The 22,713-nt window shown below is 69.3% G+C and carries 22 protein-coding genes; 9 read left to right on the plus strand and 13 right to left on the minus strand.

Going from position 1 to position 22,713, the window contains the following annotated elements:
* Positions 1–127 precede the first annotated feature (127 nt).
* Complete coding sequence (locus tag K0H49_RS18405) at positions 128–1,033, plus strand: amino acid ABC transporter substrate-binding protein (protein WP_219215585.1); 906 nt, start codon at positions 128–130, stop codon at positions 1,031–1,033.
* Between the two features lie 30 nt (positions 1,034–1,063).
* Here the strand turns inward: K0H49_RS18405 and K0H49_RS18410 are convergent, their stop codons facing one another.
* A complete protein-coding gene (locus tag K0H49_RS18410) occupies positions 1,064–1,366 on the minus strand; it encodes a hypothetical protein (RefSeq protein ID WP_219215587.1) in 303 nt (100 codons plus the stop codon).
* Positions 1,367–1,388: 22 nt separating this feature from the next.
* Positions 1,389–2,690, minus strand: a complete 1,302-nt coding sequence (locus K0H49_RS18415; RefSeq protein WP_374122378.1) for an ammonium transporter — start codon at positions 2,688–2,690, stop codon at positions 1,389–1,391.
* A 370-nt stretch (positions 2,691–3,060) separates the two neighbouring features.
* Between K0H49_RS18415 and K0H49_RS18420 the strand changes: the two genes are divergently transcribed.
* On the plus strand, positions 3,061–3,819 hold the full coding sequence (locus K0H49_RS18420) for a TSUP family transporter (RefSeq protein WP_219215591.1): 759 nt from the start codon (positions 3,061–3,063) through the stop codon (positions 3,817–3,819).
* Positions 3,820–3,826: 7 nt separating this feature from the next.
* Here the strand turns inward: K0H49_RS18420 and mrdA are convergent, their stop codons facing one another.
* The 4 genes from mrdA to K0H49_RS18440 all read right to left on the minus strand — a co-directional run bounded on the left by mrdA (position 3,827) and on the right by K0H49_RS18440 (position 8,528).
* Entirely contained in the window at positions 3,827–5,794 is a 1,968-nt protein-coding gene (mrdA, locus tag K0H49_RS18425; RefSeq protein ID WP_219215593.1) for a penicillin-binding protein 2, read from the minus strand.
* A gap of 70 nt (positions 5,795–5,864) precedes the next feature.
* Positions 5,865–6,386, minus strand: a complete 522-nt coding sequence (gene mreD / locus K0H49_RS18430) for a rod shape-determining protein MreD (RefSeq protein ID WP_219215595.1) — start codon at positions 6,384–6,386, stop codon at positions 5,865–5,867.
* Complete coding sequence (gene mreC, locus K0H49_RS18435; protein ID WP_219215598.1) at positions 6,383–7,366, minus strand: rod shape-determining protein MreC; 984 nt, start codon at positions 7,364–7,366, stop codon at positions 6,383–6,385. Before mreC ends, mreD begins: the two co-directional genes overlap by 4 nt.
* 118 nt (positions 7,367–7,484) lie before the next feature.
* Positions 7,485–8,528, minus strand: coding sequence for a rod shape-determining protein (locus K0H49_RS18440; protein ID WP_140844795.1), 1,044 nt, complete (start codon positions 8,526–8,528; stop codon positions 7,485–7,487).
* Positions 8,529–8,750: 222 nt separating this feature from the next.
* Here K0H49_RS18440 and gatC point away from each other — a divergent pair, with 222 nt between their 5' ends.
* Genes gatC through gatB form a run of 3 tightly spaced genes read left to right on the plus strand, consistent with a single transcriptional unit; the run spans position 8,751 to position 12,030 of the window.
* Positions 8,751–9,050 carry an Asp-tRNA(Asn)/Glu-tRNA(Gln) amidotransferase subunit GatC gene (gene gatC, locus K0H49_RS18445; protein ID WP_183029052.1) on the plus strand — a complete coding sequence of 100 codons (300 nt, stop codon included), beginning with the start codon at positions 8,751–8,753 and terminating at the stop codon, positions 9,048–9,050.
* The gene (gatA, locus tag K0H49_RS18450; protein ID WP_219215600.1) at positions 9,047–10,537 is read left to right on the plus strand and encodes an Asp-tRNA(Asn)/Glu-tRNA(Gln) amidotransferase subunit GatA; all 1,491 of its coding nucleotides are present in this window, start codon (positions 9,047–9,049) and stop codon (positions 10,535–10,537) included. The genes gatC and gatA overlap by 4 nt, the downstream gene beginning before the upstream one ends.
* 2 nt (positions 10,538–10,539) lie before the next feature.
* Positions 10,540–12,030 carry an Asp-tRNA(Asn)/Glu-tRNA(Gln) amidotransferase subunit GatB gene (gene gatB / locus K0H49_RS18455; protein WP_219215602.1) on the plus strand — a complete coding sequence of 497 codons (1,491 nt, stop codon included), beginning with the start codon at positions 10,540–10,542 and terminating at the stop codon, positions 12,028–12,030.
* Positions 12,031–12,048: 18 nt separating this feature from the next.
* On the opposite strand, the gene K0H49_RS18460 is transcribed toward gatB, so the two are convergent.
* Complete coding sequence (locus tag K0H49_RS18460; RefSeq protein WP_219215604.1) at positions 12,049–12,723, minus strand: DUF4124 domain-containing protein; 675 nt, start codon at positions 12,721–12,723, stop codon at positions 12,049–12,051.
* 30 nt (positions 12,724–12,753) lie between these two features.
* Positions 12,754–13,434, minus strand: coding sequence for an orotate phosphoribosyltransferase (gene pyrE / locus K0H49_RS18465; protein ID WP_219215606.1), 681 nt, complete (start codon positions 13,432–13,434; stop codon positions 12,754–12,756).
* Positions 13,435–13,447: 13 nt separating this feature from the next.
* On the opposite strand from pyrE, the gene K0H49_RS18470 reads away from it, so the two are divergent.
* Entirely contained in the window at positions 13,448–14,251 is an 804-nt protein-coding gene (locus K0H49_RS18470) for an exodeoxyribonuclease III (protein ID WP_219215607.1), read from the plus strand.
* 68 nt (positions 14,252–14,319) lie between these two features.
* On the opposite strand, the gene leuB is transcribed toward K0H49_RS18470, so the two are convergent.
* The 4 genes from leuB to K0H49_RS18490 are packed head-to-tail and all read right to left on the minus strand — an operon-like array spanning position 14,320 to position 18,506.
* Positions 14,320–15,393: a 3-isopropylmalate dehydrogenase gene (gene leuB, locus K0H49_RS18475; protein WP_219215609.1), complete on the minus strand. Its 1,074-nt coding sequence runs from the start codon at positions 15,391–15,393 to the stop codon at positions 14,320–14,322.
* Positions 15,394–15,414: 21 nt separating this feature from the next.
* Complete coding sequence (gene leuD / locus K0H49_RS18480) at positions 15,415–16,023, minus strand: 3-isopropylmalate dehydratase small subunit (RefSeq protein ID WP_219215611.1); 609 nt, start codon at positions 16,021–16,023, stop codon at positions 15,415–15,417.
* 34 nt (positions 16,024–16,057) lie between these two features.
* Positions 16,058–17,485, minus strand: a complete 1,428-nt coding sequence (gene leuC, locus K0H49_RS18485; protein WP_374122379.1) for a 3-isopropylmalate dehydratase large subunit — start codon at positions 17,483–17,485, stop codon at positions 16,058–16,060.
* Between the two features lie 37 nt (positions 17,486–17,522).
* Positions 17,523–18,506 carry a Bug family tripartite tricarboxylate transporter substrate binding protein gene (locus tag K0H49_RS18490; RefSeq protein WP_219215614.1) on the minus strand — a complete coding sequence of 328 codons (984 nt, stop codon included), beginning with the start codon at positions 18,504–18,506 and terminating at the stop codon, positions 17,523–17,525.
* 97 nt (positions 18,507–18,603) lie between these two features.
* Here K0H49_RS18490 and gcvA point away from each other — a divergent pair, with 97 nt between their 5' ends.
* A complete protein-coding gene (gene gcvA / locus K0H49_RS18495) occupies positions 18,604–19,500 on the plus strand; it encodes a transcriptional regulator GcvA (protein ID WP_219215616.1) in 897 nt (298 codons plus the stop codon).
* 267 nt (positions 19,501–19,767) lie between these two features.
* Complete coding sequence (mntP, locus tag K0H49_RS18500; protein WP_219215618.1) at positions 19,768–20,337, plus strand: manganese efflux pump MntP; 570 nt, start codon at positions 19,768–19,770, stop codon at positions 20,335–20,337.
* A gap of 18 nt (positions 20,338–20,355) precedes the next feature.
* On the opposite strand, the gene K0H49_RS18505 is transcribed toward mntP, so the two are convergent.
* Entirely contained in the window at positions 20,356–21,207 is an 852-nt protein-coding gene (locus tag K0H49_RS18505; RefSeq protein ID WP_219215620.1) for a M48 family metallopeptidase, read from the minus strand.
* 37 nt (positions 21,208–21,244) lie between these two features.
* Between K0H49_RS18505 and K0H49_RS18510 the strand changes: the two genes are divergently transcribed.
* Entirely contained in the window at positions 21,245–22,612 is a 1,368-nt protein-coding gene (locus tag K0H49_RS18510; RefSeq protein ID WP_219215622.1) for an AmpG family muropeptide MFS transporter, read from the plus strand.
* Positions 22,613–22,713: the final 101 nt, after the last annotated feature.

The following is a 22,713-nucleotide window of genomic DNA, read 5'->3' on the forward strand; positions in this document are numbered from 1 at the left end:
CCATCAGCATCAAGTTCTTCCACCTTTTTGCTATGCAATCGGGTCCGGCTGACCGACAGTGGCGCTCGCGCCCGATGGCCTTCGCGCCATCCAGGGCCGACCCTTCACCCCCCGGAGACAACAAGACATGAAGAAGCCCCTCAAGACCCTCGCCGCGGCGGCGCTGTTCGCGCTGGCCTGCGCTGGCGCCACGGCGCAGCAGGCCCCGACCGGCGGCACGCTCGACAAGATCAAGGCCAGCGGCAAGGCCGTGCTGGGCGTGCGCGAAGCCTCACCGCCGATGGCCTACATGCTGGGTGCCGGCGAGAAGTACGTGGGCTACCACGTCGAGCTGTGCGAACGCGTGCTGAAAGACATCGCGCCCAACGCCAAGCTCGACTACATGGCGGTGACCGCGCAGAACACGATCCCGCTGGTGCAGAACGGCACGCTGGACATCGGCTGCGGCCCGACCACCAACAACCTGGCGCGCCAGCAGCAGGTCGCCTTCGCGCTCACCACCTACGTGAGCGAAGTGCGCATGGCGACCAAGGTCGACTCGGGCATCACCTCGCTCGACCAGCTCGCGGGCCGCAACGTGTCGGCCTCGACCGGCACCACCGCCGTGCAGCTGCTGCGCAAGCGCGAGCGCGCGACCAACGCCACCTACAACACGATGCTCGGCAAGGACCACCTCGAGAGCTTCCTGATGCTGGAATCGGGCCGCGCCGACGCCTTCGTACTCGACGACAACCTGCTGGCCGGCATCATCGCCAACGCCAAGAACCCGACGGCCTACCGCATCGTGGGCGAGGCCCTGGGCGCCGAGCCGATCGCGCTGCTGTTCCGCAAGGACGACCCGGCCTTCAAGACCGCGGTGGACGACGCGCTGCGCAAGCTCATGAAGAGCGGCGAGCTGGAGAAGATCTACACCAAGTGGTTCGTCGCGCCGATCCCGCCGCGCAACACCAGCCTCAACCTGCCGATGAGCCCGGCGCTCAAGCAGCTGATCGCCGAACCCAACGACAAGCCGCTGGAAAGCTACGCCAAGTAAGGCGTCCGACGCCGCTGGCGGCCTGAGCCCTCAGCGCAATCCGCCGACGTAGCGCGGCGCCGGGCCGCCCGGCGCGCCGGCCGCCTGGCGCAGCAGCGTCTCGCGCAGGCGCGCCGCGGCCACGATGGGCGCCATCGCCAGCTCGAGCCGGTCGGCGATGGCCGCGAGCTCGGCATCGTTGTGCTCGGTCGCATGGGCGCGCGCGAAGCGCACCACCTCGATGGCGTAGTCGGCGTTGGCCGCCATCCACTCGGTATCGGTCACGCGGCCGGTCTTGCGCCGCAGCGCCACGTGCAGCCGCGCCGCGATCGCGATCCGTTCGTTCTCGGTCATTGACGGCCTCCCATGTGATGGTTCATCCGCCGAGGCGCTCGCGGTGCACGCCCAGGTCCAGCCCGAGGGCTTCGGTGTCCTCGCTCACGCGCAGGCCCACGAGCACGCGCACCAGCCCCAGCACCAGCGCGGTGGCCACGGCGCTGTAGAGCGCCACCGCGCCCACCGCCAGCGCCTGCGTCCCCACGCTGCCGCTCACGCCCGACAGGCGCGCATCGGCGAACACGCCGGTCAGCAGCGAGCCGACCAGCCCGCCGATGCCATGCACGCCGAACACGTCGAGCGAGTCGTCGGCGCGCAGCAGCCGCTTGAGCGCGGTCGCGCCCCAGTAGCAGGCCAGCCCGGCGATGGCGCCGATCAGCGCCGCCGCGCCCGGCGTGACGAAGCCGGCCGCCGGCGTGATCGCCACCAGGCCGGCCACCAGCCCCGAGCACAGGCCGAGCAGCGAGGGGCTGCGCCGCACCGCCCATTCGCCCAGCATCCAGGTCAGCGCGCCGGCCGAGGCCGCGATGTGGGTGCAGACCATGGCCAGGCCGGCGCGGCCGTCCGCGGCCAGGGCCGAGCCGGCGTTGAAGCCGAACCAGCCGACCCACAGCAGTCCCGCGCCGACCATGGTGAAGGCCAGGCTGTAGGGCTCGAAAGGCTCGCGGCCGTAGCCGCGGCGCGGGCCCAGCACATAGGCGCAGACCAGGCCCGCGATGCCCGCATTGACGTGCACCACCGAGCCGCCCGCGAAATCGAGCGCGCCCAGCCGCGCCAGCCAGCCGCCCGGCTCCCAGACCCAGTGCGCGATCGGCACGTAGACCACCAGGCTCCAGAGCGCCGCGAACCACAGCACCGCGGCGAAGCGCATGCGCTCGACGAAGGCGCCGATGACCAGGGCCGCGGTGATGACCGCGAAGCTGAGCTGGAACATCGCGTAGACCGATTCCGGGATGTGGGGCGCGATATGGCTCACCGCCAGCGTGCCGGCGTCATGGAGGTAGTCGAAGCCCGCAAAACCGAAGCGCGAGCTGCCGCCCAGCCAGGGCGAGCCCGGCGTGAACGCCAGCGAGTAGCCCAGCGCGAACCACACCAGCGACACCACCGCCGTGATGCCGACCACCGCGGCCATGGTGTTGAGCACGTTCCGGCGCCGCACCATGCCGGCGTAGAACAGCGCGATGCCGGGCAGGGTCATCAGCAGCACCAGCACGGTGGCCGTCAGCATCCAGGCGGTGTCGGCCGCGTTGACCGTGCCCTGGGCGACGATCGCCGGGCCGGGCGCCTCCGCTCCCGCCAAGGCGCAGGTCCCCGCCAGCAGGGTCGGCAGGACAACCGCCATGTTCCGGTGCTTCATGTGCCTCTCGCCTTCGTTGTGGGGACGACAGGCGTCTTGCACGAGCCGTGCCACCGGCGACATCTCGAAACATCAGGCGGTGCGTGCGCACCAGCGGGTAATTCCCGATGCACTGGCGCGGTGCACGCCCTACAGTTGCGCCACTCGCAGACGGCACGCCCGTAGCGCGGGGGTACCGAGGAGACAATTTTTCCAGGCGCACGAACGCCGACAACAAGAACAGAGACAAGTCCAGGCATTCACTAGAAATGCCGTTGAAGAAATGGAAAAGGCGCCGCTGGTCGGCGCCTTTTCTTTTGGGCGCCGCAAGCTGCCGCGCCAGGAGCGCCGCAGGCCCCTGCGACAATGCCGCCCCATGGAAATGCTGGTGCTCACGCTCGGCTCGCTGTTCGCGGGCTTCATCGATTCGATCGTGGGAGGCGGCGGACTGATCCTGGTGCCGGTGCTCTTCAGCGTGTTCCCGGGCGCCGCGCCCGCCACGCTGTTCGGCACCAACAAGAGCGCCTCGGTCTGGGGCACGGCCGCGGCCACGGCCCAGTTCGCGCGCAAGGTCGAGCTGCGCTGGCGCGCGCTGGCCGGGGCCGCTGTGCTGGCCTTCGGGGGCTCGCTGGCCGGCGCCTGGACCGTCACCCAGATCTCGCCCGATTTCCTGCGCAAGCTGCTGCCCTTCATCCTGCTCGCGCTGCTGGCCTATACGCTGGCACGCAAGGACATGGGCCGCCACCACACGCCGCGCTTCAGCGGCCGGGCCGAACTGGCGGCCACCGGCGCGGTCGGGCTGATGCTGGGCTTCTACGACGGCTTCTTCGGGCCCGGCACCGGCAGCTTCTTCGTGTTCCTGTTCGTGCGCTGGCTGGGCTACGACTTCCTCAACGCCTCGGCCTCGGCCAAGCTGCTCAACACCATGACCAACCTGGGCGCGCTGCTGCTGTTCGCGGCCAAGGGCCATGTCTGGTGGCACTACGGCCTGGTGATGGCGGTGGCCAACGTGGTGGGCAGCCTGGTCGGCGCGCGCGTGGCGCTGCGGCACGGCGCGGGCTTCGTGCGCGGCGTGTTCCTGTTCGTGGTGAGCGCGCTGATCCTCAAGACCGGCTACGACGCCTTCCTGCGTTAGGCGCCGGTCAGGGGGCCGTGGCCGGGCCCGACGGGGCCGGCCAGGCGATCTCGCTGGCCACGCGCGGCTTGCCGATCGGCGCCGTGGCCTTGCCGATGCGCACGGCCGCCATGTCGGCCTCGCTGGGGTACTGGTTCATCAGCCAGTAGTCGAACACGCGGCGCGCGATCGGCGCGGCGGCGCCTGCGCCCCAGCCGGCGTTCTCCACGATCACCGCCAATGCGATCTTCGGATCGTTGGCCGGCGCGAAGCCCATGAACAGGGCGTGATCGCGCTGGTGCTCCTCGAGTGCACGGGCGTTGTACTTGGTGTTCTGGGCCTGCGTCACGGCCTGCGCGGTGCCGGTCTTGCCGGCCGCGCCGTAGCCGGCACCGGCGAACACGCCGCGCGCGGTGCCGCTGGTGACCACGCTGACCAGGCCTTCGCGCACCACCGCCACGTTGGCGGCCGAGAAGCCCAGGTTTTCCGCAGGCGGCTGGATCACCGACTTGATCTGGCCGGTGACCGTGTCGCGCACCGCCAGCGCCAGGTGCGGCCGATGCCGCACGCCGCCGTCGGCCACGATCGAGGCGGCCTGCGCCAGCTGCAGCATGGTGAAGTTGTTGTAGCCCTGGCCGATGCCCAGCGAGATGGTCTCGCCCGCGAACCACTTCTTCTGCTCGGGCCGCTTGTAGGCGTTGCGCTTCCACTCGGTGCTGGGCAGCACGCCGCGCACCTCGCCACCCAGGTCGATGCCGGTGATCTGGCCGAAGCCCAGCGGCTTCATGAAGTCGTGGATGCGGTCCACGCCCATCTCGTTGGCCAGCGTGTAGAAGTAGACGTTGCTCGAGACCTGGATCGCGCGCCGCATGTCGAGGTTGCCCAGGTTGCCTTCGGGGCTGCCGAAGCGGTGGCCGCCGAAGTTGAAGAAACCGGGATCGTTGACCACCACGCTGGGCCCGCGCGAGCCGGTCTCGAGCGCGGCCAGCGCCATGAAGGGCTTGTAGGTGGAGCCCGGCGGATAGGTCCCGCGCAGAGCCCGGTTGAGCAGCGGCTTGTCGAGCGACTCGCTCAGCTCCTTCCAGCTCTCGGTGTCGATGCCCTCGACGAACAGGTTCGGGTCGAAGGTCGGCTTGCTCACGAAGGCCAGCACCTCGCCGGTCTTGGGATCGATCGCGACCAGCGCACCGCGCCGGTCGCCGAACATGTCCTCGATCAGCTTCTGCAGCTTGATGTCGAGCGACAGCATGACCGTGTCGCCCGGCGTCGACGGGTGGCTGGCGAGCCGACGCACCGCGCGCCCGCCGGCCGAGGTCTCCATCTGCTCGACGCCGGTCTGGCCGTGCAGCGTCTTCTCGTAGCTCTGCTCGACGCCGAGCTTGCCGATGTGGTCGGTGCCCTTGTAGTTGGCGATCTCTTCCTCGTCCCAGTCTTCCATCGCTTCTTTTTCGCGCTGGTTGATGCGGCCGATGTAGCCCAGCACATGGCTCGCGACGTCGCCGTTGGGGTAGTTGCGGAACAGCCGCGCCTTGATCTCGACGCCCGGGAAGCGGTAGCGCTGCGCGGCGAAGCGGGCCACCTCCTCGTCCGACAGGCGGGTGCGGATCGGTACCGAGTCGAAGCTGCGCGAGTCCTCGCGCAGCCGCTTGAAACGGCGCCGGTCGCGCGGCGTGACCTCGACCACCTCGGCCAGCGCGTCGATGGTCTCGTCGACCTTGCCGGCCTTCGAGGGCGTGATCTCCAGCGTGTAGGCCGAGTAGTTGGAGGCCAGCACGATGCCGTTGCGGTCGAGGATCAGGCCACGGTTGGGCACCACCGGCACGATCGCGGTGCGGTTGCTCTCGGCCTGCTCGGCCAGGTCGGCGTGGCGCACGATCTGCAGGTAGACCAGCCGCGAACACAGCAGGCCGAAGGCGCCCAGCACCACCAGCCCGATCACGATCACGCGCCGCTTGAAGCGGGCGAGGTCGGCGACGACGTTGCGGATCTCGGTCATGCGGCGTACAGGCTACGCGCCGCCTGCGCAGGCATCAAGGCATGCACGGCATCCACGAGGCCGAAAGCACTCATAGCGGCCGATTGGCGTCCGGGTCCGGCGTGCGCCGCTGCGGCGCCAGCAGGATCACGCTGACCAGGGGCCACAGCAGCGCCTCGAGGGCCGGCGCGATCAGCAGCGTCCAGCCCGGGAACACGCCGCCGCCGATCATGCGGATCACGAGTTCGATCAGGTGCGACAGCGCGAACAGCGGCAGCACCTGCAGCGACTGCGAGACCACCGAGTACCAGAGGATGCGCCGGTGGCCCATGATCGCCAGGAAGCTCAGCGTGGTGTACGACAGCGCGTGCTGGCCCAGCAGCGCCGACTGGTGCACGTCCATGCACAGGCCGAACGCGAAGGCCGCGCCGATGCCGATGCGCGCGGGCTGGTGCACGCTCCAGAACACGATCACCACCGCCAGCAGGTCGGGCGCCCAGGCGCCGCGGCCCAGCGGCACCATGGTGATCAGGAACGCCACGATCAGGCTGCCCCAGATGAAGATCGGGTTGACCGGCAGCAGCAGCTGTTGTTGCCCGGGACGCATGATCATGGTGTGCGCCTTTCCCTGCGCGCCGGCCGGGTCTCGGCCGCGGCCGCCGCGGAGGCCGTGGCCTTCGGCGGCTTGTCGTTCTTCTTGGCCGTGGCAGCGGCCGCGGCGGGTGGCGCCGCGCTGGGCGTGCCCACAGGCGTCAGCACCAGCACATAGCGCGCCGCCGTCACCCGGGCGAGCGGCAGGCAGTAGATGCGTGCGAAGCCGGAGTCGGCGCGCCGCTCGATGCGCTCGATCTTCGCCACCGGCAGGCCGGCCGGATAGACGCCGTCGACGCCGCTGGTCGCGAGCAGGTCGCCCTCCTGCAGGTCGGCATTGGCGGCCATGAAGCGCAGCTCCAGCCCGCTGCCATGGGCGCTGGCGTCACCGAAGGCCACGCTGCGCGCGCCGGTGCGGGCGTTCTGGACCGGGATGGCGAGGTCGCGATCGATCACCAGGGTGACCTCGCTGGTGAAAGGCTGCACCTGGGTGACCTGGCCCAGCACGCCGTGTTCGTCGATCACCGGCGAGCCGGGCTCGATGCCCTGCGACAGGCCCTGGTCGATCACGATCTTGCGGGTGTAGGGGTCGGCCGCGTCGTAGAGCACCTCGGCCGCGCGGCCGGGGGTGCGGGTGGTCTGGCGCAGCTCCAGCAGCGCGCGCAGGCGTTCGTTGTCGATGGACAGCGTGTCGGCCTGGCTCGCGCGCTCGGCCTGCAGCGCCAGCGCGCGGCGCGCCTCGGCCTCGTTGCGCTGCGCGACCTGCAGGTCTTCCATGTAGAGGCCGCCCTGGGCGAACAGCTGCACCGGCTTGAGCGCCAGCCACTGGGCCGGGTAGAGCACCGCGCCGATGCTCGCGCGCAGCGGGCGCATCAGATGGAAGCGTGCGTCGGCCACCATCAGGAACAGCGCCAGCGCGCTGAAGACGATCAGCTTGCTCAGCGCCGACGGCCCCTGGCTGAACAGGGGCGGCGCGGAGCGGTCGAGGGTGCCGAGTGGCATGGCGCTTTATGCCACGAGTGGCGGGGGCCTGGCTGTGGCTTGTTTCAGGACGGGCGCGAAACCGGCTCGGCCGGGCTGCCGGCGCCGCCACGGGCGGGCAGGCAGCCGGGGGTCGAGCTTATTCGCTGGTGAAGATGCTGCCCAGACGGTCCATGCGTTCGAGGGCGATGCCGCAGCCGCGCACCACGCAGGTCAGCGGGTCCTCGGCCACCAGCACCGGCAGGCCGGTTTCCTCGGCCAGCAGACGGTCCAGGTCGCGCAGCAGCGCACCGCCGCCGGTCAGCATCATGCCGCGCTCGGCGATGTCGGCGCCCAGTTCGGGCGGCGTCTGCTCAAGCGCGTTCTTGACGGCCGAGACGATGTTGTTGAGCGGGTCGGTCAGCGCTTCCAGCACTTCGTTGCTGCTGATGGTGAAGCTGCGCGGCACGCCTTCGGACAGGTTGCGGCCCTTGACTTCCATCTCCTTGACCTCGGAGCCCGGGAAGGCCGAGCCGATGGTCTTCTTGATGACTTCGGCCGTCGGCTCGCCGATCAGCATGCCGTAGTTGCGGCGGATGTAGTTGATGATGGCCTCGTCGAAGCGGTCGCCGCCGACGCGGACGCTGCCCTTGTAGACCATGCCGCCCAGCGAGATCACGCCGACTTCGGTGGTGCCGCCGCCGATGTCGACCACCATCGAGCCGCTGGCTTCGGACACCGGCAGGCCGGCACCGATGGCCGCGGCCATGGGTTCCTCGATCAGGTAGACCTTGGTGGCGCCGGCCGCTTCGGCCGCGTCCTTGATGGCGCGGCGCTCGACCTGGGTCGAGCCGCAGGGCACGCAGATGATGATGCGCGGGCTCGGTGCGAGCAGCGAGCGCGGATGCACCATCTTGATGAACTGCTTGATCATCTGCTCGGTGATCACGAAGTCGGCAATCACGCCGTCCTTCATCGGGCGGATCGCCTCGATGTTGCCGGGCACCTTGCCCAGCATGGCCTTGGCTTCGCGGCCGACGGCCTGGATCACCTTCTTGCCGTGGGGGCCGCCTTCATGGCGGATGGCTACGACCGATGGCTCGTCCAGCACGATGCCCTTGTTACGGGCGAAGATGAGGGTGTTGGCGGTGCCGAGATCGATCGCGAGGTCGGTCGAAAAGTACCGACGGAAAGCTCCAAACATGTGGAATTCCTCTGAAGCACGGCATGCGCATCGGCATGTCGTCGCTTATTTTGTGGTCGTCTGACGGGGTGGATTGATCTGTTTTTGCAGCAAAAGCCAGCGCGTTCGCGGGGGTTGCGGCAAAGGCGGGATAATACCCGAATCCCCTGGGTTTCCCCCGCCTTCGCCCCCTTTGCAGGGCCGGTTTAGCTGCCGTTTCGCTCGATTTCAGCTCGATTTCTCATGTCACTCACCTCTTCCGATATCGCCCGCATCGCGACGCTCGCGCGCCTGCAACTGGCGCCCGACGAAAGCACGCGGATGCTGGGCCAGATCAACGGCTTCTTCGACCTCGTCGAAACCATGCGCGCGGTCGACACCACCGGCGTCGAGCCGCTGGCCCATCCGGTGGCCGCCATAGAGGACATCACGCTGCGCCTGCGCGACGACGTGGCGAGCGAACCGAACGCCCGAGAGGCCAACCAGAAGAGTGCGCCCGCGGTCGAACGCGGCCTGTTCCTCGTCCCCAAGGTGATCGAATGAGCGCCGAATTGCACCAACTCGGCGTGGCCGGCCTGGCCAAGGCACTGGCCGCACGTGACGTGTCGGCCGTCGAAACGGCCCAGCATTTCCTGGACCGCATCCAGGCCCAGCCCGCGCTCGGCGCCTTCGTCGCGGTCGATGCCGACGCCACGCTGGCCCAGGCCCGCGCCGCCGACGCCCTGATCGCCACCGGCAACGCGCCCGCGCTGGCCGGCGTGCCGATCGCGCACAAGGACATCTTCGTCACCACCGACTTCCCGACCACCGCCGGTTCGCGCATGCTGGCGGGCTACCGCTCGCCCTTCAACGCGACCGTGGTGCAGCGCCTGGCCGACGCCGGCGCGGTGACCCTGGGCAAGCTCAGCTGCGACGAGTTCGCCATGGGCTCGGCCAACGAGAACGTGGCCGTGCCGGCCGTGGGCGGCGACGCCGTGGTGCCGGTGCGCAATCCCTGGGACACCAGCCGCATCCCCGGCGGCTCCTCGGGCGGCAGCGCCGCGGCCGTGGCCGCGCGCCTGGCGCCCGCCGCCACCGGCACCGACACCGGCGGCTCGATCCGCCAGCCGGCCTCCTTCTGCGGCGTGACCGGCATCAAGCCCACCTACGGCCGCGCCTCGCGCTACGGCATGGTGGCCTTCGCCTCCAGCCTCGACCAGGCCGGCCCGATGGCCCGCTCGGCCGAGGACTGCGCGCTGCTGCTGTCGGCGCTGTGCGGCCCCGACCTCGACCGCGACTCGACCTCGATCGACCGTCCGGCCGAGGACTATGCGCGCACGCTGAACGCTTCGCTCGAAGGCCTGCGCATCGGCGTGCCGAAAGAGTTCCTGGGCGACGGCGTGGCGCCCGGCGTGCGCGCCGCGGTCGACGCGGCGCTGGCCGAGTACGAGAAGCTGGGCGCGAAGCGCGTGGCCATCACGCTGCCGCGCACCGAGCTGTCGATCCCCGTCTACTACATCCTCGCGGCCGCGGAAGCGTCGAGCAACCTGAGCCGCTTCGACGGCGTGAAGTTCGGCCACCGCGCCAAGGACTACAAGGACCTGGCCGACATGTACGGCAGGACGCGCGCCGAAGGCTTCGGCGACGAGGTCAAGCGCCGCATCATGATCGGCACCTATGTGCTCTCGCACGGCTACTACGACGCCTACTACCTGCAGGCGCAGAAGGTGCGCCGCATGATCGCCGACGACTTCCAGCAGGCCTTCGCGCAGTGCGACCTGATCGCCGGCCCGGTGGCGCCCACCGTCGCCTGGAAGCTCGGCGAGCACGGCGACGATCCGGTGGCCGACTACCTGGCCGACATCTTCACCCTGCCCGCCTCGCTGGCCGGCCTGCCCGGCATGAGCCTGCCCGCGGGCTTCGGCGAACACGCGATGCCCGTGGGCCTGCAGCTGATCGGCAACTACTTCGCCGAAGCGAAGCTGCTCAATGCGGCGCACCGCTTCCAGCAGGCCACCGACTGGCATTCCCGCGCACCCCAGGGCATTTGACGATGAGCGAACCCGTGAACTCCTTCGAAGAACAACAACAGGGCCGCCCGACCGGCCCGCTGGTGCAGGGCTATGAGGTCATCATCGGCTTCGAGACCCATGCGCAGCTCTCGACCGCGTCGAAGATCTTCAGCCGTGCCTCGACCGCCTTCGGCGCCGAAGCCAACACCCAGGCCTGCGCGGTCGACATGGCGCTGCCGGGCACGCTGCCGGTGATGAACAGGGGCGCGGTCGAACGCGCGATCAAGCTCGGCCTGGCGCTGGGCTCGACCATCGCGCCGCGCAGCGTGTTCGCGCGCAAGAACTACTTCTACCCCGACCTGCCCAAGGGCTACCAGATCAGCCAGTTCGAGATTCCGGTCGTGCAGGGCGGCTCGGTGTCCTTCCTGCTGGGCGAGGAGACCAAGACCGTGCGCCTGGTGCGCGCCCACCTCGAGGAAGACGCGGGCAAGTCGCTGCACGAGGACTTCATCGGCCAGTCGGGCATCGACCTGAACCGCGCCGGCACGCCGCTGCTGGAGATCGTGACCGAGCCCGACATGCGCTCCACCGCCGAGGCCGTGGCCTATGCGCGCGAGCTGCACAAGATCGTGACCTGGATCGGCATCTGCGACGGCAACATGCAGGAAGGCAGCTTCCGCTGCGACGCCAACGTGTCGGTGCGCAAGCCCGGCGACAAGCTGGGCACGCGGCGCGAGATCAAGAACCTGAACAGCTTCAAGTTCATGCAGCAGGCGATCGACTACGAGATCCGCTGGCAGATCGAGGAGATCGAGGACGGCCGCAAGGTGCAGCAGGCCACGGTGCTGTTCGACCCCGACACCGGCGAGACGCGCGCGATGCGCACCAAGGAGGACGCGGCCGACTACCGCTACTTCCCCGACCCCGACCTGCCGCCGCTGGCGATCGCGCCCGAATGGGTGGAGCGGGTGCGGGGCGAAATGCCCGAGCTGCCGCGCGCGATGGCCGAGCGCTATGTCGCGAGCCATGGCCTGTCGGCCTACGACGCGGCGCAGCTCACGCAGAGCACCGCGCTGGCGGGCTACTTCGATGCCGCCGTGGCCGCGGGTGCCGCGCCCAAGCTGGCCAGCAACTGGATCACCGGCGAGATCGCGCGGCGCCTGAACACGCAGGACATCGCGATCACCGAGGCGCCGGTCAGCGCCACGCAGCTCGCGAAGCTGATCGTGCGCATCGGCGACGGCACGGTGTCGAACAACGCCGCGCGCCAGGTCTTCGAGGCCCTGTGGACCGGCGAAGCCAGCGAGGTCGACGCGGTGATCGAGGCCAAGGGCCTGAAGCAGATGAGCGACTCCGGCGCGCTCGAAGCCATCATCGACGGCGTGCTCGCGACCAACGAGAAGAACATCGCCGAGTACCGCGCGGGCAAGGACAAGGCCTTCAATGCGCTGGTCGGCCAGGTGATGAAGGCCAGCCAGGGCAAGGCCAACCCGGCGCAGGTCAATGCGCTGCTGAAGACGAAGCTGGGCTGAGGCCGCGGGACCGGGCGCTCAGCGCCCGGCGCCGGCCCCCGCGGGCGCGGTGGCGGCCCACAGCGGCCGCAGCCGCACGCGCTCCTCGTCGAAGCGCGCGTTCACGCGCTTCTTCTCGTCGTCCTGCGCGGCGATGAAACGGTTCTGGACCGCCACGCTCTGCTCGTTGTCGTCGAGCTTGCGGCGCAGCGACGGCGGCGCCTTGCTGACGTCCTTCTTGTAGAACTCCATCTCGTCGTCGACCGACTGGCGCTCCTTGGCCAATTCGCCCAGCCGTTTGCGCGCGGCATCGATCACGGTGTCGATCTGCTGCATGGCCTCGACACGTTCGCGCTCGTGCGTGGCGAGGTTGGGGTAGCGCACGAGCAGCGCGCGTTCGCGGCGGCGTTCCTCGTTGAGCCGGGAGGCCTGCTGTGCCGCCTGGCGCGCGCGCTCGTCGCGTTCGGCCTGCTCTTGGGCGGTGTAGCTGGGTTCGACGATGCGGCGGGCACCGCTGGGGCTCAGGGCGCGCTGCTCGCGGTCGCTGCAGTCGGGAATCGGGCGATCGGCCGTCAGGGTGCGGCCGCGCGCATCGGTGCAGCTGTAGATGCTGCTGCCGGAGGGCGATGCAGGCTGCGCGGCGACGGTGCCGGCCGCGAGCAGCGGCAGCAGCATCGACCAGGCCCCGCAGCGGGTTCGATCTTGCAGTGCCATTCGTTCTCTCTCCAGTTGCAGAGTCGCGCCTCAGGCGCCGTAACGCTCCCTGTAAGCCAGTACGCCCGCACGGTGGACTTCGAGGTCTCCCGTGCCTTGCGTCGTGAGGTACTGTAACAAGTCGTCCAGCGTGGCGATCGCCAGCACCTGCATGCCGAGCTGATCGCGGACATATTGCACGGCGCTGTGGGGCACGTCGACACCGTTCTCGGTGGCGCGTTCCTGTCGATCGAGTGCGATGGCCACCGCATGGGGCGTGGCGCCCGCGGCGCGGATCAGCGCGATCGATTCGCGCACCGCGGTGCCGGCGGACATCACGTCGTCGACGATCAGCACCCGCCCGCGCAGCGGCGCGCCGACCAGCGTGCCGCCCTCGCCGTGGTCCTTGGCTTCCTTGCGGTTGTAGGCGAAGGGCACGTTGCGGCCACGCCGCGCGAGTTCGGTCGCGACCGTGGCGCCCAGCGGGATGCCCTTGTAGGCCGGGCCGAGGATCATGTCGAACTCGAGTCCGCTGGCGATCAGCCGCTCTGCATAGAATTCGGCCAAGCGCAGCATCTTCGCGCCGTCGTCGAACAGACCGGCGTTGAAGAAATAAGGGCTCAGCCGGCCGGCCTTGGTCTTGAACTCGCCGAACCGCAGCACGCCGGACTCGATCGCGAATTGCACGAAATCCAGAGCCACCGCAGCGCCCGCCTCATTCACCTCAGCCATCAGGAATCCTTCTTTGTTCAAACTGACCAGTCTCAACCTCAACGGCCTGCGTTCGGCGACCACCAAGGGCGTGGCCGACTGGGTGGCCGAACTGGCGCCGGATTGTATTTGCATGCAGGAAATCCGCGTCCAGGCCAGCGACATCGAAGGCCGCTTCGAGCAGATGGCGGGCCTGCAGGGCCACTTCCACTTCGCGGAGAAGAAGGGCTACGCGGGCACCGCGATCTACACCAAGCATGCGCCCAGCGCGGTGGTGGTGGGCTGGGGCGACGCCGAGTTCGACGCCGAAGGCCGCTACCTCGAGCTGCGCTTCGACACGCCGAAACGCAAGCTCTCGATCATCAGCTGCTACTTCCCCAGCGGCTCCTCGGGCGAGGAGCGCCAGGCGGCCAAGTTCCGCTTCCTCAAGGGCTTCTTCCCGCACCTGCTGGCGTTGAAGAAGGAACGCGAGTTCATCCTCTGCGGCGACATCAACATCGCGCACCAGGAGATCGACCTGAAGAACTTCAAGGGCAACATGAAGAACAGCGGCTTCCTGCCCGAGGAACGCGCCTGGATGACGCGCCTGCTCGACGCCGGTGCCGAGGGCGCGGGCCTGGTCGACGTCTACCGCAAGCTCAAGCCCGACACCACCGGCGACGCCTACACCTGGTGGAGCAACCGCGGCCAGGCCTATGCGAAGAACGTGGGCTGGCGGCTGGACTACCACCTGGCCACGCCGGCGCTGGGCGCGCTGGCGCAGCACGAAGCGATCTACAAGACGGTGAAGTTCAGCGACCACGCGCCGATCACGATCGACTACGACTTCACGCTCTGAGCGGCCGCAGCTGCAGCGGCCAGGCGCTCGACGGCGCCCGCGCCGCGGCGTGAAGCCGATTCCCCCGGCTACGCCTTGTCCAGCGCCGCCACCACTGCGGCGCCCATTTCCTCGGTTCCCACACGCGTGGAGCCCGGCTGGAAGATGTCGCCGGTGCGCAGGCCGTCGGCAAGCACGCGGCGCACCGCTTGCTCCACCCGTTCGGCGTTGGCGGCCTGGCCGAAGGAGAAGCGCAGCATCATGGCCATCGACAGGATCGCAGCGAGCGGGTTGGCGAGGTTCTTGCCGGCGATGTCCGGCGCGGTGCCGTGCACCGGCTCGTACAGCCCGAAGGTGCCGGCGGCCATGGAGGCCGAGGGCAGCATGCCGATGGAGCCGGTGAGCATGGCGGCGGCATCGGAGAGGATGTCGCCGAAGATGTTCCCGGTCACGATCACGTCGAACTGCTTGGGCGCGCGCATCAGCTGCATGGCGGCGGCATCGACGAACAGATGGGTCAGCTCGACGTCGGGGTACTCGGCACCCACGCGCGTGACCACCTCGCGCCACAGCTGCATCACCTCGAGCACGTTGGCCTTGTCGACCGAGCACAGCTTGCGATGGCGCATCCGGGCCGTGCGGAACGCGACGTGTGCAATGCGCTCCACTTCGGGCTCGGAGTAGCGCATGGTGTTGAAGGCCTCGCGCTCGCCCGCCGCATTGACGCCGGTGCCACGCGGCTCGCCGAAATACACGTCGCCGGTCAGTTCGCGCAGGATGAGCAGGTCGAGGCCCTCGATGACTTCGGGCTTGAGGGTCGAGGCGCCGATGAGCTCTGGGAACAGGAAGGCCGGCCGGAAGTTGGCGAACAGGCCGAGTTCCTTGCGCAGCCGCAGCAGGCTGGCGCCCGGGCGCATCATGAAGGGAATGGCCTCGTCGCCAGGCATGCCGGCCGCGCCGAACAGGATCGCATCGGCCTTGCGCGCGATCTCGCGGGTGGCCACGGGCAAGGGGTCGCCAGCGGCTTCGATGCCGGCGGCGCCGATGTCGGCGTAGGCCAGCTCCATCGCCTGGCCGCCTCCCACCACCGCCTGAAGCACCTTGACGGCCTGGGCCGTCACCTCGGGTCCAATGCCGTCGCCCGGCATCACTGTGATCTTCATGTCGAAAAGCCTTTCCTTGGGTCAGATGAAAAGAGCGGGGTCCGCCTCGCGGCGTCGCTCGAAGTCCTCGATGCGCTGGCGCTGGGCCAGCGTGTAGTCGATCTCGTCGAGCCCCTTCAGCAGGCAGTGCCGTGGGAAGGGGTCGATGGCGAAGTGCTCGATGCCGCCACCGGGCCGCAACACGGTCTGCGCCTCGAGGTCCACACGGATGCGGCTGCCGGGTGCGGCCTGCAGTTCGGCCAGCATCGACTGCACCACGTCCTCGGGCAGACGCACCGGCAGCAGGCCGTTCTTGAGCGCATTCGACTGGAAGATGTCGCCGAAGCTCGGCGCGATCACGGCGCGGAATCCGCCGTCGTACAGCGCCCAGACCGCGTGCTCGCGCGAAGAACCGCAGCCGAAGTTGCGTCCCGCGACAAGAATGCGCGCCTGCGCGTACACCGGCTCGTTGAGCGGAAAGTCGGCTCGGCGCGCACCGGCGGCGTCGTGTCGAACGTCGTGGAAGAGGTAGTTGCCGAAGTCGTCGGAGCGCGGCTTCTGCAGGTACAGCGCGGGCACGATCTGGTCGGTGTCGACGTTGATGCGCGCCAGCGGCGCGGCAACGGCCTCGAGTAGGGTGAAGGCTTCCATGGAGTGGTCGTCGGTGTTCTGCGGGAAATGCGTTTCAACGCGCGGGCGGCAGGCTGCGCACGTCGGTCAAACGGCCGGTGACGGCGGCGGCAGCGGCCATCGCCGGGCTCATCAGATGGGTGCGCGAGCCCGGGCCCTGGCGGCCGACGAAATTGCGGTTGGAGGTCGAGGCGCAGCGTTGGCCCGCGGGCACCTGGTCGCCGTTGGTGCCCAGGCACATCGAGCAGCCTGCGTGCCGCCATTGCAGCCCGGCCTCGCGGAACACCGTGTCGAGGCCCTCGGCCTCGGCCTGCTGCTTCACCAGCCCGGAGCCGGGGACCACCCAGGCTTCCACGCCGGCGGCCACGCGGCGGCCGCGCAGCACCTCGGCCGCGCTGCGCATGTCCTCGATGCGGCCGTTGGTGCAGGAGCCGATGAACACGCGGTCCACGCTCAGGTCGGTCAGCGCCTGGCCCGGGCGCAGGCCCATGTAGGCCAGCGTGCGCAGCATCGACTCGCGCCGCTCGCCGCTCGCGGCGGCAGACGGATCGGGCACGCGGCCCGTGATGGGCAAGGCCTCCTCGGGGCTGTTGCCCCAGGTGACCATGGGGACGATCTCGTCGGCGTGCAGCCGAACCTCCTTGTCGAAGACGGCGCCCGCATCGCTCGGCAAGCGACGCCATTGCGCCACCGCCTGGTCCCACGCGGCGCCTTGCGGCGCGCTCGGCCGTCCGGCCAGCCATTCGAAGGTGGTGTCGTCGGGGGCCACCATGCCCGCGCGCGCGCCGGCCTCGATCGTCATGTTGCACACCGTCATGCGCCCGGCCATCGAGAGCGCGCGGATGGTCTCGCCCGCGTACTCGATGACGTGGCCGGTGCCGCCGGCGGCACCGATGCGGGCAATCACGGCCAGGATGATGTCCTTGGCGCCGACGCCGTCCGCCAGGCGACCGTCGATGGTCACGCGCAGCGTGCCTGGCTTGCGCTGCCACAGCGTCTGCGTGGCCAGCACATGGGCCACCTCGGAGGCGCCGACGCCGAAGGCCAGCGCACCGAAGGCGCCGTGCGTGGCGGTGTGGCTGTCGCCGCAGACGATCACGCTGCCCGGAAGGCTCAACCCCTGTTCCGGCCCGACCACGTGCACGATGCCCTGGCGGATGTCCTCGATGCCGATGAAGCGGATGCCTGCCGACAGGCTGTCGTCGCGCAAGGCCTGGGCCATGGCCCGCTTCTCGGCATCGTCGATGTCGGCCAGCACCCGCGAGTTCGTCGGCACGTAGTGGTCGGGCGTGGCGAAGGCGCGCTCCGGCCTGCGCACCGGCAGGCCACGCTGGCGCAGCATTTCGAAGGCCGGCGCGGAGCCGTCCTGCACCAGATGGCGGTCGATGTAGAGCAGGCTCTGGCCGTCGTCGCGCTGCGTGACGACGTGCTGCGCCCAGATCTTGTCGAAGAGCGTGCGGGGGGTGGGGGTGGCGGAGGTCACGGACTGCATGGGGCGTGGGGCGGTCGTTGGAAAGGAATCAGTCGAGCTTTACGCCGGAGATCCGGACGATCTCCGCGTAGCGCCTGGTTTCGCTGGCCATGAAGCGTCCGTAGTCCTCGGGCGTACCGCCGCCGACCTCGGCGCCGAAGGCCAGCATCCGCTTCTGGAACTCCGGCGACTGGAGGACCGCATTGGCCTCGGCATTGAGCTTGGCGATGATGGGTTTGGGGGTGCCCGCCGGCGCCGACAGGCCGTACCACGACGACGCGTAAACGCCGGGCAGCCCGACTTCGTCGAAGGTGGGGACGTCGGGCAGCGCCGGATTGCGCTTCTTCGATGCCACCGCGAGTGCGCGCATCTTGCCGCCCGCGATGAACGGAAGGCAGGTGGTGGTGTCGAGCATGAGCGAGACATGGCCTGCGGCAAGGTCGGACTCGGCGGGCGCGGTGCCCTTGTAGGGCACATGCACGATGTCGATCTTGGCCGCGACCGAGAACTGCACCGCCGCCAGGTGCTGCGACGAACCGATCCCGCCGGAAGCGTAGTTGAGCTTGCCCGGGTTGGCGCGCGCCGCATCGATCACGTCCTGCGCGGTCTTGAACGGCGAATCGGCCGGTACCACGAGGATGTTGGGAACGGCCGAGACGTAGATGATCGGCTCGAAATCCTCCACCGGATCGAAACCCAGCTTGCCGTAGAGGCTGATGTTGACCGCGTTCGGGCTGATCGAGGACATCAGCAGGTTGTAGCCGTCGGCCTTCTGGCGCGCCGCGACCTCGGTGCCGATGTTGCCTCCGGCGCCGCCGCGGTTGTCGATCACCAGCGGCCGGCCCAGCCGGTGGCCGAGCATGTCGGACAGGATGCGCGCGGTGGTGTCCACGCCGCCGCCCGGGGGCCACGGCACCATGAGCTTGATGGGCTGGTTGGGGTAGGTCGTTGCCGCGTCCTGGGCAAAGCCGGTGGCCTGCGCTCCCAGCATCACCGCAGCCACGACCAAGGCATGCATTTTCTTCATCATCATTGCGTGTCTCCTGTACTTATAGAGCGCATGCTAGAGCCTGAAGAAGCCATGCAGCAATCACAATTAACGCATGGAGCCATGAGTTAAATTCAGCCCAATGACACGCCGACTCCCGCCCCTGAACGCCCTGCGCGCTTTCGAGACCGCCGCCCGCTGCGGCAATTTCACGCGGGCCGCGCAGGAACTGTTCGTCACCCAGGGGGCCGTCAGCCGGCACGTCTCCGCGCTCGAAGCCTGGCTGAAAGTGACGTTGTTCGATCGCGAACACCATGGCATCCGGCTCACGCCCGCGGGCCAGAGCTACTACGCGAGCATGCGGATGGCCTTCGACCAGATCGAACACGGGACGCGCCAGCTGCAGCAAAGTCCCGACGAATGGCTGCTGCGCATCAAGCTGCCGCCCACCTTTGCCATTCGCTGGCTGATCCCGCGGCTGGCGCGCTTCCATGCGCTGTATCCGCGCATCGACGTCCAGATCACGACGTCGCACAAACCCACGGACTTCACGCGCGACGACGTGGACGTGAGCATCCATTCCGAAGCGGTGCCGCCCGAGGGCCCCGGCTACCGGCTGCTGTTCCGCGAAACGCTGCTTCCGGTGTGCGCACCGGCGCTGCTGCGACGCGACCCGCCTCTGGCTCGGCCCTCCGACCTCGCGCACCACGCGCTGCTGAGTTCGCTGAATCGGCCGCAGGACTGGCCGGTGTGGCTGGAGGCCGCGAACGCGCGCGACATCGACATCAACCGTGGCCTGAAATTCGAGAATGCCGCCATGGCCTATCAGGCTGCCGCCGAAGAGTTGGGGGTCATGGTGGGCCTGCTTGCCTTCGTACGCGATGACCTGGCGAGCGGCCGGCTGGTGGCACCCTTCGATCTGCGCGTCCCCACGCAAGGGGGGTACTTCATGGCCTGGCGCGCCGATCGGCCGGTGCCGCAACGGGTGCGCTGTTTCGAGCAATGGATCGCGGACGAGGCGGCGGCGGCAGAGGCCTGAGGCGTCTTCGCCCGGCGGGGTGGCCCCGCTTCACCAAGGCCATCTCCGTCTCGGCCGTGACCAGGCCTTAGACTCGCAGCTCTCCTATGGGGAGTAGCCGGCTTCCGCCTCCTGGTGGAAGCGCCTGCGTCAACACACTCGGCCCGCCTCGCGGGCTGTGGCGCCGGCAACCTTTCGGGTTGGCGAGACCATCGGCGCGTCAGCACGACAACAGGTCGGGCAGTGGTGGCGCGCCGTTGCGTTCGCCCGGCCGGGAAAAGACCCCCGATGAATTTTGTTTCCATCTCGCTGCTCTCGCTGGCGATGTCCACCGACGCCTTTGCCGCGGCCGTCGGCAAAGGCACTGCGCTTCAAAAACCCCGCTGGAGCGAAGCCCTTCGCACCGGCGCGATCTTCGGCGTGATCGAGGCGCTGACGCCCATCGCCGGCTGGGCCCTGGCCCTGAGCGCCGCCAATTACGTGAAAGCCTGGGACCACTGGATCGCCTTCGTGCTGCTGGGCGTGCTGGGCCTGCGCATGGTGTGGGCCGGCTTCGCTGCACCGGAGGCCGTGGAACCCGAGAAGCCGACCCGCCACGGCTTCTGGCTGCTGGCCGTGACCGGCTTCGCCACCAGCATCGACGCGATGGCGGTCGGCGTGGGACTGGCCTTCCTGAATGTCGACATCCTGCCGGTGGCCGCTGCCATCGGCTTCACCACCTTCCTCATGGTGACGCTGGGCGTGATGGTGGGCCGGGTGCTGGGCGCGGTGGCCGGCAAGCGCGCCGAGATCTTCGGCGGCGTGGTGCTGTTCGGCATCGGCACGGCCATCCTCTGGGAGCACCTGGCCGCGGGCTGAGGCCGAGCCCAGCGTCGTTCAGCCGCGCTTGGCCGCCCGGTACAGTCCGTCGACCTTGGGCACGTTGGCTTCGAGGATCCGGATGCGGTCGGTGCCGCTGGGGTGGGTGGAGAGGAAGTTCAGGCCGCCCTCGTTCTTCGAGGCCGCGGCCATCTTGGTCCACAGCGACACCGAGGCCCGCGGGTCGTAGCCCGCGCGTGCCGCGAGCTCGAGGCCGACCAGGTCGGCGTCGGTCTCGTCGCCCCGGCTGAACTTGAGGGTGAGCAGCTGCGTCCCGGCCTTCGCCACCATGTTGCCCACCTCGCCCAGGCCGAACAGCTGCGAGGCGATCGACAGCGCCGCGCCCGTGCCCGCGCTCTTGGCCATGCGGGCGCGGGCATGCTCGCGCAGCGCGTGGGCCATCTCGTGGCCCATCACCATCGCGACCTCGTCGTCGCTGAGCTTGAGCTGGTCGAGGATGCCGGTGTAGAAGGCGATCTTGCCGCCGGGCAGGCAGAAGGCGTTGATCTGCTTGCTGCCGATCAGGTTGATCTGCCACTTCCATTGCGCGGCCCGCGGGTTCCAGCTGCCGACGAAGGGGATCAGACGCGCGGCGATCGTGCGCAGGCGCTGCAGCTGCGGATGGCCGTCGGGTGCCAGCGCGCCCTGGGCCTTGGCCTTGGCCAGCAGCTCGCCGTACTGCTGCACGCCGGCCTGCTCGATGGTGTCGGCCGGCACCAGGTTGCGCGCCACCGACGCGCCGCCCACGTCGACCTGCGCCAGCGCCGGCACGGCCGACGCGGCCGATACGGCGGCGCCGGCCCCGGCCAGCCGCAAAAAGGCGCGACGGCCGTGCCAGGGACCCAGAAGAAACTCGCAGCGTGAACACATGCGGGAATAATAAGCAGCCATTCCGATCGCCCCCTCAATGTCCCCACCCACGGCCGCCGAAGCTTCCTCCACCGCACCCCCCGAGGCACCGCTGTCCTGGCGCGACTCGCTGCGGGTCTACCTCGAACCCGCGACGCTGCGCATGCTGGCGCTGGGCTTCTCCGCCGGGCTCCCCTTGCTGCTGGTGCTGGGCACGCTGAGCTTCCGGCTGCGCGAGGCCGGCGTGGCGCGCACCGACATCGGCTACCTGAGCTGGGTCGGGCTGGTCTATGCCTTCAAGTGGGCCTGGGCGCCGCTGGTCGACCGGCTGCCGATCCCGCTCTTCACCCGGCTCATGGGCCGGCGCCGCAGCTGGCTGCTGCTGGCGCAGGTGCTGGTGATCGCGGGCCTCGTGGGCATGGCCATGGCCGATCCGCGCGCCGGGCTGCGGCCGCTGGTGTGGTGCGCGCTGCTGGTGGCCTTCGGCTCGGCCACGCAGGACATCGCGCTCGACGCCTTCCGCATCGAATCGGCCGAGACGCGCAAGCAGGCGGCGCTGGCCGCGGCCTACCAGACCGGCTACCGCATGGCGATGATCTGGGCCGGCGCGGGCGTGCTGTGGATCGCGGCCTGGGCCGAAATGTCGGTGGCGGAGGCCGCCACCGCCGGCTACCAGAACGGCGCCTGGCGCGTCGCCTATTTCGTCATGGCCGCCTCGATGGCCGTGGGCATGCTGACGGTGCTGGTGTCGGCCGAGCCGGCCCGGCGCGTGCTGCCGCCCGCCCGCAACACGGCCGAGTGGCTGCACAGCGTGCTGATCGAGCCCTTCGCCGATTTCATCCGCCGCTACAGGTGGCAGGCCGCGCTGATCCTCTCGCTGATCGCGATCTACCGCATCAGCGACGTGGTGATGGGCATCATGGCCAACCCCTTCTACGTGGACATGGGCTTCACCAAGGACGAAGTCGCCACGGTCAGCAAGATCTACGGCGTGGTGATGACGCTGGTCGGCGCCTTCGTCGGCGGCGTGCTGTCGATGCGCTTCGGCGTGATGCGCGTGCTGATGCTGGGCGCGGTGCTCAGCGCGGGCAGCAACCTGCTGTTCGCCTGGCTGGCGATGCGCGGCCACGACCTCGGGCTGCTGGTCTTCGTGGTGTCGGCCGACAACCTCGCGGGCGGCATCGCCTCGGCCGCCTTCATCGCCTACCTGTCGAGCCTGACCAACATCAGCTACTCGGCCACGCAGTACGCGCTGTTCAGCTCGCTGATGCTGCTGCTGCCCAAGTTCCTGGCCGGCTATTCGGGCGTCTTCGTCGATGCCTACGGCTACGCGCCCTTCTTCGTCGCGACCGCGGCGCTGGGCCTGCCGGTGCTGGTGCTCGTAGCCCTGGCCGCGCGCTGGCAGCGGGTCGGCGACGGCGGTTGAGGCACCGACACGCAGGGCACGGGGCGTTGGCCGACGCGGTGGCGACCCGGCCGCTGCTAGTCTGTGGCATCGTTCACGCTTCGCCACTTTCCAGCCCACCA

This window comes from Variovorax boronicumulans (assembly GCF_019352895.1).
GTDB lineage: Bacteria > Pseudomonadota > Gammaproteobacteria > Burkholderiales > Burkholderiaceae_C > Variovorax > Variovorax boronicumulans_A.

Coding starts and splice junctions, on each gene's coding strand:
- gatA (WP_219215600.1), top strand. CDS start 9,047: ATGAGCGCCGAATTGCACCAACTCGGCGTGGCCGGCCTGGCCAAGGCA.
- mreC (WP_219215598.1), bottom strand. CDS start 7,366: ATGCCACTCGGCACCCTCGACCGCTCCGCGCCGCCCCTGTTCAGCCAG.
- K0H49_RS18510 (WP_219215622.1), top strand. CDS start 21,245: ATGTCCCCACCCACGGCCGCCGAAGCTTCCTCCACCGCACCCCCCGAG.
- leuB (WP_219215609.1), bottom strand. CDS start 15,393: ATGAAGATCACAGTGATGCCGGGCGACGGCATTGGACCCGAGGTGACG.
- K0H49_RS18405 (WP_219215585.1), top strand. CDS start 128: ATGAAGAAGCCCCTCAAGACCCTCGCCGCGGCGGCGCTGTTCGCGCTG.
- mreD (WP_219215595.1), bottom strand. CDS start 6,386: ATGATCATGCGTCCCGGGCAACAACAGCTGCTGCTGCCGGTCAACCCG.
- K0H49_RS18440 (WP_140844795.1), bottom strand. CDS start 8,528: ATGTTTGGAGCTTTCCGTCGGTACTTTTCGACCGACCTCGCGATCGAT.
- K0H49_RS18490 (WP_219215614.1), bottom strand. CDS start 18,506: ATGATGATGAAGAAAATGCATGCCTTGGTCGTGGCTGCGGTGATGCTG.
- K0H49_RS18505 (WP_219215620.1), bottom strand. CDS start 21,207: ATGTGTTCACGCTGCGAGTTTCTTCTGGGTCCCTGGCACGGCCGTCGC.
- mrdA (WP_219215593.1), bottom strand. CDS start 5,794: ATGACCGAGATCCGCAACGTCGTCGCCGACCTCGCCCGCTTCAAGCGG.
- gatB (WP_219215602.1), top strand. CDS start 10,540: ATGAGCGAACCCGTGAACTCCTTCGAAGAACAACAACAGGGCCGCCCG.
- gatC (WP_183029052.1), top strand. CDS start 8,751: ATGTCACTCACCTCTTCCGATATCGCCCGCATCGCGACGCTCGCGCGC.
- K0H49_RS18410 (WP_219215587.1), bottom strand. CDS start 1,366: ATGACCGAGAACGAACGGATCGCGATCGCGGCGCGGCTGCACGTGGCG.
- K0H49_RS18415 (WP_374122378.1), bottom strand. CDS start 2,690: ATGGCGGTTGTCCTGCCGACCCTGCTGGCGGGGACCTGCGCCTTGGCG.
- leuD (WP_219215611.1), bottom strand. CDS start 16,023: ATGGAAGCCTTCACCCTACTCGAGGCCGTTGCCGCGCCGCTGGCGCGC.
- mntP (WP_219215618.1), top strand. CDS start 19,768: ATGAATTTTGTTTCCATCTCGCTGCTCTCGCTGGCGATGTCCACCGAC.
- gcvA (WP_219215616.1), top strand. CDS start 18,604: ATGACACGCCGACTCCCGCCCCTGAACGCCCTGCGCGCTTTCGAGACC.
- K0H49_RS18420 (WP_219215591.1), top strand. CDS start 3,061: ATGGAAATGCTGGTGCTCACGCTCGGCTCGCTGTTCGCGGGCTTCATC.
- K0H49_RS18460 (WP_219215604.1), bottom strand. CDS start 12,723: ATGGCACTGCAAGATCGAACCCGCTGCGGGGCCTGGTCGATGCTGCTG.
- pyrE (WP_219215606.1), bottom strand. CDS start 13,434: ATGGCTGAGGTGAATGAGGCGGGCGCTGCGGTGGCTCTGGATTTCGTG.